We start from the raw sequence: 11,936 nt of genomic DNA, 5'->3' as shown, positions 1-11,936 counted from the left end.
ATAACTGATGATCTTCATCATGGTTATCTGAGTTCTTCATCAACCGAATAAGCGTATTGTAATGGTATCAAAATGACTCCCTCAGTAAGGATATCATCATGTCTTCAACTCGTATGCCAGCATTGTTTTTGGGCCACGGTAGCCCGATGAATGTTCTGGAAGATAACGTTTATACCCGTGCTTGGCAGCAACTGGGGGAAACGTTGCCGCGTCCGAAAGCCATTGTGGTGGTCTCGGCACACTGGTTCACCCGTGGAACGGGTGTGACAGCGATGGAAGCGCCTAAAACGATCCACGATTTCGGCGGTTTTCCGCAAGCGCTGTATGACACCCATTACCCGGCTCCGGGCTCGCCAGAACTGGCGCAGCACCTAGTTGATTTACTTGCTCCTGTACCCGTCGCGTTAGACAAAGAAGCGTGGGGTTTTGACCACGGTTCCTGGGGCGTACTGATCAAGATGTACCCGAATGCCGACATCCCGATGGTGCAGTTAAGCATCGATAGTACAAAACCGGCGGCCTGGCATTTTGAGATGGGCCGCAAGCTGGCGGCACTGCGTGATGAGGGTATTATGCTGGTGGCCAGTGGTAACGTGGTGCATAACCTGCGTACTGCGCGTTGGCACGGTGAGAACACGCCATATCCGTGGGCAACCTCATTCAATGATTATGTTAAGGCTAACCTGACCTGGCAGGGACCGGCTGAGCAGCACCCGCTGGTGAACTATCTCGATCATGAAGGTGGATCGTTGTCGAACCCGACGCCAGATCACTATCTGCCGCTGCTGTATGTTCTCGGGGCATGGGATGGTAAAGAGTCTGTTACGATCCCTGTAGATGGTATCGAGATGGGAAGTTTAAGTATGTTGTCGGTGCAGGTTGGGTGATGAACGCCCGATGGCGCTACGCTTATCGGGCATTAAGTTCGTGCCGTAGGCCGGGTAAGGCGGAGCCGCCACCCGGCACTCTCAATCATTCGACAAAAATATGCGGATAGAAACGTGACAGATCCTGCGTGATCAACGCACGGTCTTCACGAATGCCGATCCCTGCGGGTTGATCGTTGATCAGCCAGCTGCCAATCAGCATATAGCTGTCGCCAAACTTCGGTAGCTGATGGAACTGCTGCACGATCATACCTTCTTCACCGTACGGTCCTTCCACGGATTCGATCGTTTTACCGTTCTCAATGATGGAGACGTTAGCTCCCTCGCGCGAGAAGATCGGTTTGACAACGAATTTATCCATCTGCGGGTAGTCGTCTTCGGCGAAATATGCTGGCAGAAGGTTCGGATGATTCGGGAACATTTCCCATAACAGCGGTAACAGTGCTTTGTTGGAAATAATGCTCTTCCAGGCGGGTTCCAGCCAGCGAACGCCAGCGTCTTCGAGCTTGGTGGAGAACATTTCACGCAGCATGAATTCCCACGGATAGAGCTTGAACAGGTTAGCGATCACCTGATCCTGCATATCGGTGAATTGGCCTTTTTCACCAAGACCAATATCTTCTACATAGAGGAATTCTGTAGCGATCTCTGCTTCGGCCGCGCAATCCTGCAGATACTGGATCGTGCCGCGATCTTCCACCGTATCACGACAGCAGGTCAGATGTAGCAGTTGAAAACCATACTGTTCACGCAGCTCGGTGAAACGCTCGATCAGCTTTTCCTGCAGACTGTTGAACTGATCGCTGCCTTCCGGCAGGTTGCCCGCATTGAGCTGATCTTCCAGCCAGATCCACTGGAAAAACGCAGCTTCGTACAGCGAGGTTGGGGTATCAGCGTTGTTTTCCAGCAGTTTGGGTTCACCGGTTCCATCCCACGCCAGATCGAGACGTGAATACAGCGACGGTTGCTGTGTCAGCCAGGACTGGCGGACAAAACCCCAGGTATGCTTCGGAATGCGAAACTTGGTCATCAGCTCATCGCTGGCAATGACCTTTTCCACCACTTTGAGGCACATTTGATGCAGCTCTGCGGTGACCTCTTCCAGCTTTTCAACCTGAGCAAGGGTGAGTTTGTAGTACGCGTCTTCACACCAGTACGGCTCGCCGTACATAGTGTGAAAATTAAAACCGTATTCGGTGGCTTTATCGCGCCAGTCCGGGCGCTCAACAATACTGACTCTTTCCATGACGATCAGCCACCCATTGAACGTGTGGTGGTGCCGCTTGCGCTACGCTGCATGGTGCTCTGTTTGGCCACAGACTCACCAAATCCGCCACGGGTTACGGTAGAGGTGGTGGCTGGTTTCGGTGCCATAGCGGTTTTCGGTACGGTCATGGTGCGACCCGGCGTTGCTGCGCCGTAGTTTTTACCGCTGGCATCTGTGTATTTGCCGTAAGCCGGGCTGGCTGGGTTTTTCGAGCTAAACAGCGGTTGCTGAGCGCCCATTCCGCCACCCATCAGTCGGCCCATCATGTAGCCTGCCATCAGTGGCATCCAGAAGCTGCCGCTGCTTTGATTCTGCGCCTGAGCCTGACCTTCACCGGTCGGCGCCATACCTGCTTGCGCAGGAGCCTGCTGGCACTGGCCTTCGCCGAATTCAGCGATACAGTCTTCACGAGTGGCGTATTTTGGCGCGGTACGTTCAGCTTCTTTCAGCGCATTGTTAAACGCGGTAGTACATTCGGCGCTTTTACCTGGATTCGCTGCAGAGCAGTCGTCAGCGTTCTGATAAAGCGAAACCGTTTCGTCACTCTTTTCACAGCCCGCGAGCATAAACACTGCGGTAACTGCCAGGGCGACAGGAGTCAGATGGCGCGCGCTCCAGCTTTTGCGGAACGAGGCGTGATGTATAGATTTTGTCCGTTTCATTTTTGTCTTCCAGGACCCAGTGGTAAACACAGTAAATAATGCTCAGGATAGAGGATGACTGGTCGAAATTGAAGCGGGAAGAGGCGAGAATGCGCAGGAAGGGGCGGATCTTTACGTTGTCTTACGTTCAGACGGGGCCGAAGCCCCGTCATCAGCATCAGTTACGGAACGGGTTGTTGCCGTTGCTGCTGGTTGAACGTGCTGCTGTCGGCTGAGCCGCAGGCAAATTGCCAGTGCCGTTAAAGTCATTCACGGCGGCATCTTGTTGTGGATTTTGCGGTGCTACGGTATCCGGCGTTGTGGATACCGGTTTACCCAGCGTATTGTTCAGTGCCACCAAATCCTGCTCGTTCAGCGTACCGAGCGCAGATTTGACGTTTAACTGATTGATAAGATAGGTATAACGCGCATTTGCCAGTTGCTGTTTGGCGTTGTACAGCGTGGTGGTGGCATCCAACACATCCACAATGGTACGTGTACCTACGGAATAACCGGCTTCCATCGCATCCAATGAGCTTTGAGCAGAGACAACCGCTTGTTTGTACGCGTTAATGCTACTAATAGAAGCATTAATATTGTTGAATGAAGAACGAACGGTCTGCACCACGCTGCGGTGTGCGCTTTCCAGTTGTTCACTCGCGCCAACAAAGTTGTACTGCGCTTGTTTCACCTGCGAGTTAACCATCCCGCCCTGGTACAGCGGCAGCGAGAAGCTCAGACCGATTTTGTTCTGGCCCATGTTGCTGTCGTCATACTGGGAGCTGTTGGTTTTAGATCCGCTGTACGAGGTGTCAGATACCCCGGTAGAGGCGGTTAAATCCAGCGTTGGTAAGTGACCATCCTGTGCCTGACGAATCTGCTCACGCGCCAGATCCTGGCTTAAACGCGCCTGCAATAAAGTCAGGTTGCGGTTTTCCGCTTCTTTCAGTAGCGCATTCACCGCCTGCGGTTTGTTGGTTTTGAAACCATCAACATTCAGCGAAGCCAGTTCCGGGTAATAGTTACCGGTCACCTGACGCAGCTGTTCTACCGCGTTATCCAGATTGTTACGCGCGGTCACTTCGTTCGCCAGCACAGTGTCGTATTGTGAACGGGCGTTCTGCACGTCAGTGATGGCGACCAGACCAACGTTAAAACGCTGAGTGGTCTGATCTAACTGACGATAAACCGCATCTTTCTGTGCCTGGGTGTAAGACAGCACATCAATCGCGTTCAGTACGTTAAAATAGGCCGTAGCGGTATTCAGGATCAGCGTTTGCTGATCGGTCTGATACGTTACGTCCTGGATGCCCGCTGATTTTTCTTGCAGCGTCAGGGCACGCCATTTAGACATGTCGAACAGCGTCTGAGTCAATTGTAATGACGCGCTGGTGGCGTTGGAGTTGACGCCGTTTGCATCACGGTAGCCATTGCTGTAGGTGTAATCGGCACCTAAACCCAGTTGCGGCAGTAATGGACTACGCGCTTCGTTAATTTTTTCGAATGCAGCATCGCGATCGGCGGCGGATTTACGCAATTCCGGGTTGCTCAGGCGTGCTTGCTGATAAACCTGCATCAGGTTTTCTGCCTGGCTCAAAGTACTGAACCCCGACAGGCTCAGGCCGATAAGGATGGGGAGCAATTTCTTCATTTGCATTCCTTGTTGTGAAGCAGTATTTAGCGCTGATCAAATTGTAAAAATATTTGCTGATTCTAGCAGAATCCGCCACTGCAAAAAGTTGGCGTTACGTGCCATACGGCGTTAATTTGCATCAATTTAACACAAGGGCGTTCAAACATCAGTCAAACGACCTTGAAATTCACATTTTAATCACTATTGGTTTCAGGACAGCACAATGCGTAAACCAGACAACTTGCCAATGACTTTCACTAAAAATGATGTAGAAATTATTGCACGAGAAACGCTATACCGCGGTTTTTTTTCACTGGATCTTTATCGGTTCCGCCATCGCCTGTTTAACGGTGGTATGAGCGGTGAGGTAAAGCGCGAAATTTTTGAGCGCGGACATGCGGCAGTCTTGCTACCCTTTGACCCTGAGCGGGACGAAGTTGTACTGGTCGAGCAGATACGTATCGCGGCGTTTGATACCAGCGAAAGCCCGTGGCTACTGGAAATGGTAGCCGGAATGATCGAAGAGGGCGAAACCGTTGAAGATGTGGCCCGTCGTGAAGCGATGGAAGAAGCCGGACTGGACGTTAAACGTACGAAACCCGTTCTGAGCTATCTGGCAAGCCCTGGCGGCACCAGTGAGCGCCTGTCTATTTTAGTTGGCGAAGTGGACGCTACGACCGCGAGCGGAATTCATGGTCTGGCTGATGAAAACGAAGATATTCGTGTTCATGTGGTGAGCCGGGAGCAGGCTTATCAATGGGTAGAAGAGGGGAAAATCGACAACGCGGCTTCTGTCATCGCCTTGCAATGGTTACAGCTGCACTATCAAGAGTTAAAAACTGAGTGGAAAAAATGAAGCGTTACACACCTGACTTCCCTGAAATGATGCGCCTGTGCGAAACCAACTATTCGCAATTGCGCCGCCTGCTGCCACGTAATGATGCAGCCGGTGAAACAGTGAGCTATCAGGTAGCAAACGCACAATATCGGTTAACGATCGTTGAATCGACCCGATACACTACGCTTGTCGCGATCGAACAAACGGCGCCGGCCGTCACATACTGGAGCCTGCCGTCATTGACTGTGCGCCTGTATCATGACGCGAGGGTGGCTGAAGTGTGTTCAAGTCAGCAGATCTTTCGCTTCAAAGCGCGGTATGATTATCCAAATAAAAAGTTGCATCAACGCGACGAAAAGCATCAAATTAATCAGTTTCTGGCCGACTGGCTACGGTACTGTTTAGCACATGGAGCGATGGCGATTCCGGTTTATTAGCGTCGTGAAACCTAAGGACACCATTTGGAAAGCCTGTTAACCCTTCCTTTGGCTGGTGAGGCCAGAGTCAGGATCTTACAAATTACAGACACTCACCTGTTTGCCGAAAAGCATGAAACGCTGCTGGGTGTGAATACCTGGGACAGTTATCAATCCGTACTGGATGCCATACATGCAGAGTCGCCTGAGTACGATCTGATCGTCGCGACGGGTGATTTGGCGCAGGATCAATCCGCTGCGGCCTATCAGCATTTTGCTGAGGGCATCGCAAGCTTTCGTGCGCCCTGCGTTTGGCTACCGGGCAATCACGATTTTCAGCCGGCAATGTACAGCGCGCTGCAGGACGCGGGAATTTCCCCTGCCAAGCGTGTTTTCATCGGTGAGCAGTGGCAAATATTGTTGCTCGACAGCCAGGTGTTCGGCGTTCCCCACGGTGAATTAAGTGAATTCCAGCTCGAATGGCTGGAGCGTAAACTTGCTGATGCACCAGAGCGTAATACCTTGCTGCTTCTGCATCATCATCCTCTGCCTGCGGGTTGTAGCTGGCTCGATCAGCATAGCCTGCGCAATGCCGCTGAGCTGGATAACGTGCTGGTGAATTATCCACGCGTGAAGTATCTGCTGTGCGGGCATATTCATCAGGAACTGGATCTGGACTGGAACGGACGCCGCCTGCTGGCGACGCCGTCGACCTGCGTGCAGTTTAAGCCGCACTGTTCCAACTTCACATTGGATACCATCAGCCCCGGCTGGCGGACGCTGGAGCTTTTTGCTGACGGGACGTTGCAGACTCAGGTACGTCGTCTGCAGGGTAATCGGTTCCACCCTGATACCGCTTCAGAAGGCTACTGATGTCTACGCTTCTCTATCTTCACGGATTTAATAGCTCTCCTCGTTCGGCGAAGGCGTGTTTGCTGAAAAACTGGTTGGCGGAGCACCATCCGCACGTTGAGATGATCGTACCGCAGCTGCCGCCGTATCCGGCCCAGGCCGCAGAGATGCTGGAATCGATCATTCTTGAACATGGCGGAGAGTCGCTGGGGATTGTCGGCTCCTCATTAGGTGGTTATTACGCCACCTGGCTGTCGCAATGTTTTATGCTGCCGGCAGTGGTGGTGAACCCTGCTGTACGGCCTTATGAACTGCTGGTCGACTATCTCGGTCAAAACGAGAACCCCTACACGGGGCAGCAATATGTGCTAGAGTCACGCCATATTTACGATCTTAAAGTCATGCAGATTGACCCGCTGGAAGCGCCGGATTTGATCTGGCTGCTCCAACAAACGGGCGATGAAGTGTTGGACTACCGCCAGGCGGTGGCGTATTACGCCTCCTGCCGTCAGACAGTTATTGAGGGCGGAAACCACGCATTCACGGGCTTCGAAGATTATTTCAACCCGATTGTCGATTTCCTTGGACTGCACAGTTTCTGACGATCAATTCGAATTGCTTATTTAAACCATGACGCAAACTTATAACGCTGATGCCATTGAGGTACTCACTGGGCTTGAGCCGGTACGCCGTCGCCCTGGGATGTACACCGATACGACCCGTCCGAACCATCTTGGACAGGAAGTGATTGATAACAGTGTGGATGAAGCACTGGCGGGCCACGCGAAACGCGTGGACGTGATCTTACATGCCGACCAGTCTCTGGAAGTCATTGATGACGGACGCGGCATGCCAGTAGACATTCACCCTGAAGAGGGCGTTCCGGCGGTTGAGCTGATCCTCTGTCGTCTGCACGCGGGCGGCAAGTTCTCCAACAAGAACTACCAGTTCTCCGGTGGTCTGCACGGTGTGGGGATCTCCGTTGTTAACGCCCTGTCCAAACGTGTGGAAGTGAACGTACGCCGCGATGGGCAGGTATACAACATCGCGTTTGAGAATGGCGATAAAGTGCAGGATTTACAGGTTGTCGGTACCTGCGGCAAACGCAATACCGGGACCAGCGTGCACTTCTGGCCGGATGAAAGCTTCTTTGACAGCCCGCGTTTTTCTGTTTCGCGCTTAACGCACGTACTGAAAGCCAAAGCGGTACTGTGCCCGGGCGTTGAAATCACCTTCAAGGATGAGGTCAACAACAGCGAACAGCGCTGGTGCTACCAGGATGGTCTGAATGACTATCTGAGCGAAGCGGTGAATGGCCTACCGACGCTGCCGGAAAAACCGTTTATCGGTAATTTCAGCGGTGAGACGGAGACGGTGGACTGGGCGCTGCTCTGGCTGCCGGAAGGCGGTGAGCTGCTGACCGAAAGCTATGTGAACCTGATCCCAACTATGCAGGGCGGGACGCACGTCAACGGTCTGCGTCAGGGTCTGCTGGATGCGATGCGCGAGTTCTGCGAATACCGCAATATTTTGCCGCGCGGCGTGAAGCTGTCGGCGGAAGATATCTGGGATCGCTGTGCTTACGTGCTGTCGGTAAAAATGCAGGATCCGCAGTTTGCCGGACAAACCAAAGAACGCCTCTCTTCGCGTCAGTGTGCGGCGTTTGTTTCTGGCGTGGTGAAAGATGCCTTCAGCCTGTGGCTGAACCAGAACGTACAGTCAGCCGAACTGCTGGCTGAGATGGCGATTTCCAGCGCCCAGCGTCGTCTGCGCGCGGCGAAAAAAGTGGTGCGTAAAAAGCTGACCAGCGGCCCGGCGCTGCCGGGTAAACTGGCGGACTGTACTGCACAGGATCTTAACCGCACCGAACTGTTTCTCGTCGAAGGTGACTCCGCAGGTGGTTCCGCCAAACAGGCGCGCGATCGTGAATATCAGGCGATCATGCCGCTCAAAGGTAAGATCCTCAATACCTGGGAAGTATCTTCTGATGAAGTTCTGGCGTCTCAGGAAGTGCACGATATTTCGGTGGCGATCGGTATCGATCCGGACAGCGACGATCTGAGCCAGTTGCGTTACGGTAAGATCTGTATCCTGGCGGATGCGGACTCCGATGGTCTGCACATCGCCACGCTGCTGTGCGCACTGTTTGTGAAGCACTTCCGCACGTTGGTGAAACACGGTCACGTGTACGTGGCGCTGCCGCCGTTATACCGTATCGACCTCGGTAAAGAGGTGTATTACGCGCTGACGGAAGAAGAGAAAGCGGGCGTACTGGAGCAGTTAAAGCGCAAGAAAGGTAAGCCGAACGTGCAGCGCTTTAAAGGACTGGGTGAAATGAACCCGATGCAGCTTCGTGAAACCACGCTGGATCCGAACACCCGTCGCCTGGTGCAGCTCATTATCGATGATGAAGACGATCAGCGCACCAACGCAATGATGGATATGCTGCTGGCCAAGAAGCGTTCTGAAGACCGTCGTAACTGGTTGCAAGAGAAAGGCGACCTGGCGGATCTCGAAGGCTAATTGACCGTTGAATGCCGGAAAAGCAACGTGCTTTCCGGCGTTATTGTTTATGCCGCTTGCGATACTGCAACGGCGTCTCGCCAATGCCTTTACCGAAGGCGCTGATGAAGTATGTTACCTCTGAAAATCCCACCTTTTGAGCAATCTCCCGCACGCTGATTTCACTGTGTAACAGCGCTTCACAGGCTTTGCGTAACCGCAGCGTATTGAGATAGTCGAGAATGCTCTCGCCCGTTTCCATCTGGAAGCGGCGGGATACATAGCTTTTTGATTTATTCAGTTCCTGCGCCAGCGCTGCCAGACTAAATTTGTGAGTGTAATGTTCATCCAGCCAGAACATCACCTGACTGGCAATTCCGCTGCTAATTTCCGGCATATTGCCATTATCGTCGGGTAACAGGCTGAATAAATTGACTAACAGACAGGCAACCTGCTCAGTGCTCAGCGGTTTTTGAGCGGCCATTTTTTCATAACGGCTGAAGAGAAAATCAACATGTGGATGAACATTCGCCGCGTCGACGACCCATGCTTCACTGCCGCGAATGCTCAGATTTTGCAGATGCTGTTGAGTATGAGGCAAGTCGCGCAGCACCTTCAGTATCGCATGTTGATCGAGATGAATAATGGTACGTCGATAACCATCCCGCGCCTGCTCATCGACCCAGATCTTGTGTAGGGTAAACGGCGGGAAAAAGAACATTCGTCCCGGTCGCATGGTGTATTGCTTATGGTCAACCGTAACCACGCCAAAGCCTTCTTCCACATACAGCACTTCCAGACACTGATGCCAGTGGTGATAACGCACCGTATTGGCGAATAAACGGCTGAACGACGCAACCGCATCATTAAGGGCGATCAGCTCCAGACGTTCTTGTGGTGAGGATAAAGTCATAGTGCAATAAATTTAAATTTTTGCCGCCGAATGGTAATTTATAAACCCTATTTTTAAATTTTCTCAATCACTGTTTTACTTTAATTCTGGTGCTGTGATTGACGTAACATTTCTGCTGCTCTGCGATTCACTATTCTTTAGCCACTTAATTCAGAGGGGCAGATTATGTGGTCAGCAACTGAAGAAAAATCAAATCCATTGTCATCACGCGAAGACGTAACGTGTGCGGTTAACGCCATTTTACGTGCGCTGGATCGGCAGTTTCCGGCGGGACAGGCTCAGTTTTCTCTTGGCAATACCTGTGCTCACTACAGCGCGGATATTGCCTGTATGGAAGGGCTTTCCCGGGCGTTGTGGGGGCTATTTCCTCTGATGGCAGGCGGGGCTAAAGTGCCGTTTGCCGAAAAGTACATTCAGGCGATAAAACTCGGTACTGACCCACAAAGCCCACATTACTGGGGAGACACCGGTCCTTACGATCAGCGTCTGGTTGAGATGGCTGCTTATGGCCTGGGTCTGGCATTGTTACAGACGCAATTAACGGAGCATTTCTCCCTGAGCGAACGCGAGAATCTGCACCGCTGGCTGAATCAGATAACCGACTCGCAAATGCCGGACAGCAACTGGAACTACTTTGCGATTATCGTTCAGCTTGGTTTCAAGCGTGCGGGTCTGCCTTACGATCAGGCGGCTATTGATCGCCGCTTTGAGCTGATGGAAGCCTACTATCTTGGTGACGGTTGGTATTCCGATGGTCCCGGTCGACCGAAAGATTACTACATCTCAATGGCTTTTCACTTCTACGGCCTGTTGTATGCCACCCTCAGCCCGGATGACACCGAACGCGCTGTCGTTCTGCGTGAACGTTCGCGCTTGTTTGCCGAAGATTTTATTTACCTGTCCGCCGCTGACGGCGCATCGGTGCCGTTTGGCCGCAGCCTGACCTACCGCTTTGCCATGGTTGCCTTCTGGAGCGCGGTGGCGTTTGCCGAACTGGATGTTCTTTCGCCAGGCATAATCAAAGGGGTGATCCTGCGTCATTTGCGCTGGTGGCAGAAGCAGCCGATTTTCGATCGTGATGGCATTCTAACGCTGGGGTTTGCCTACCCGAATCTGGCGATGTGTGAAGACTACAACTCGCCGGGATCGCCTTATTGGGCATTGAAGGTTTTTTTGATTCTTGCACTGCCGGAGGATCATCCATTCTGGCAGGCTGAAGAGCTGGCGCTACCGCAACTCGTTGAAAAACGCGTTATCCCCCATGCTGCGCAGATCCTGCAGCATAGTGAGCATTCTGAGCATGTCATGATGTTGACCTCAGGCCAGCTTGAACTGAACAACTACGTTAATACCGAAGCCAAATACACCAAATTTGCCTACTCCAGCCGCTTTGGTTTCACCATTGAGCGCGGCCGTTACGGCATCAAACATGCGGCCTGTGACTCTATGCTGCTGTTGGCGGACGGCGATGGCTACTATCGTGGCCGTCGTCAGTGCGACGAGGTTCGGGTCGATGAGAATTTTATCTGGTCCCGCTGGTCTCCCTGGCATGACGTAATGATTGAGACCTGGCTTGTCCCGTTTGGCGAATGGCATCTTCGCCTGCACCGTATTAACAGTGCGCGAACGCTGCAAACGGTGGAAGGGGGATTTGCGGTGATGAAAGCCGAGCCTCGGTTATGTGAGCGTGGATGCCTCCTTGCGGCATGCAACGGAACCAGCGTTATCGTTGATCTGTCGCCGTCCATAGTTCGCCAGCCAGACAGCGTGGTCACGCCGCCGAACAGTAGCATCATGTTCCCTGAATGTGCGTCGATTCCTGTGTTGACCAGCGAAATCCCGCAGGGCGAAAGCTGGCTTTGCTGCGCCGTGAGTGCCAGCGGGCAGCAAAGACAGTACTCAGCCGTTCCGCAGCTATCCATCAACAATAACCAGGTTGTTATTCAGCAACCTGAAAATGCACGCCAGTTGTCGTTCTTTTTATAGC

General features: G+C 52.6%; 11 protein-coding genes. 7 read left to right on the top strand and 4 right to left on the bottom strand.

Annotation, left to right across the window (positions count from 1 at the left end; genetic code table 11):
* The first annotated feature begins 98 nt into the window (after positions 1–98).
* The gene (gene ygiD / locus G4551_RS20100; protein ID WP_003024597.1) at positions 99–887 is read left to right on the top strand and encodes a 4,5-DOPA-extradiol-dioxygenase; all 789 of its coding nucleotides are present in this window, start codon (positions 99–101) and stop codon (positions 885–887) included.
* 85 nt (positions 888–972) lie between these two features.
* On the opposite strand, the gene G4551_RS20095 is transcribed toward ygiD, so the two are convergent.
* From G4551_RS20095 to tolC, 3 genes are all read right to left on the bottom strand, one after another.
* Positions 973–2,133 (bottom strand): glutathionylspermidine synthase family protein, encoded by a 1,161-nt coding sequence (locus G4551_RS20095; protein WP_003024594.1) that lies wholly within the window; start codon positions 2,131–2,133, stop codon positions 973–975.
* Positions 2,134–2,138: 5 nt separating this feature from the next.
* Positions 2,139–2,816, bottom strand: coding sequence for a DUF1190 family protein (locus tag G4551_RS20090; protein ID WP_003024591.1), 678 nt, complete (start codon positions 2,814–2,816; stop codon positions 2,139–2,141).
* 157 nt (positions 2,817–2,973) lie between these two features.
* Positions 2,974–4,452 (bottom strand): outer membrane channel protein TolC, encoded by a 1,479-nt coding sequence (tolC, locus tag G4551_RS20085; protein ID WP_085951568.1) that lies wholly within the window; start codon positions 4,450–4,452, stop codon positions 2,974–2,976.
* Positions 4,453–4,651: 199 nt separating this feature from the next.
* Between tolC and nudF the strand changes: the two genes are divergently transcribed.
* Genes nudF through parE form a run of 5 tightly spaced genes read left to right on the top strand, consistent with a single transcriptional unit; the run spans position 4,652 to position 9,057 of the window.
* A complete protein-coding gene (gene nudF / locus G4551_RS20080) occupies positions 4,652–5,284 on the top strand; it encodes an ADP-ribose diphosphatase (protein WP_003024585.1) in 633 nt (210 codons plus the stop codon).
* Positions 5,281–5,703, top strand: a complete 423-nt coding sequence (locus G4551_RS20075; RefSeq protein WP_003024582.1) for a DUF1249 family protein — start codon at positions 5,281–5,283, stop codon at positions 5,701–5,703. The genes nudF and G4551_RS20075 overlap by 4 nt, the downstream gene beginning before the upstream one ends.
* Before the next feature lie 24 nt (positions 5,704–5,727).
* Positions 5,728–6,555: a 3',5'-cyclic-AMP phosphodiesterase gene (gene cpdA / locus G4551_RS20070; protein ID WP_003838143.1), complete on the top strand. Its 828-nt coding sequence runs from the start codon at positions 5,728–5,730 to the stop codon at positions 6,553–6,555.
* On the top strand, positions 6,555–7,136 hold the full coding sequence (gene yqiA, locus G4551_RS20065; protein WP_003024575.1) for an esterase YqiA: 582 nt from the start codon (positions 6,555–6,557) through the stop codon (positions 7,134–7,136). Before cpdA ends, yqiA begins: the two co-directional genes overlap by 1 nt.
* 28 nt (positions 7,137–7,164) lie before the next feature.
* Positions 7,165–9,057, top strand: coding sequence for a DNA topoisomerase IV subunit B (gene parE / locus G4551_RS20060; RefSeq protein WP_003024571.1), 1,893 nt, complete (start codon positions 7,165–7,167; stop codon positions 9,055–9,057).
* Between the two features lie 40 nt (positions 9,058–9,097).
* Here the strand turns inward: parE and G4551_RS20055 are convergent, their stop codons facing one another.
* Entirely contained in the window at positions 9,098–9,949 is an 852-nt protein-coding gene (locus G4551_RS20055; protein WP_003838145.1) for a helix-turn-helix transcriptional regulator, read from the bottom strand.
* A gap of 165 nt (positions 9,950–10,114) precedes the next feature.
* Between G4551_RS20055 and G4551_RS20050 the strand changes: the two genes are divergently transcribed.
* Positions 10,115–11,935 carry a DUF2264 domain-containing protein gene (locus G4551_RS20050; protein WP_003838148.1) on the top strand — a complete coding sequence of 607 codons (1,821 nt, stop codon included), beginning with the start codon at positions 10,115–10,117 and terminating at the stop codon, positions 11,933–11,935.
* Position 11,936: the final 1 nt, after the last annotated feature.

This window comes from Citrobacter freundii ATCC 8090 = MTCC 1658 = NBRC 12681 (assembly GCF_011064845.1).
GTDB lineage: Bacteria > Pseudomonadota > Gammaproteobacteria > Enterobacterales > Enterobacteriaceae > Citrobacter > Citrobacter freundii.
The sequence above is the reverse complement of the archived record's forward strand: the minus strand, read 5'-3'. Positions and strand labels throughout refer to the sequence as shown.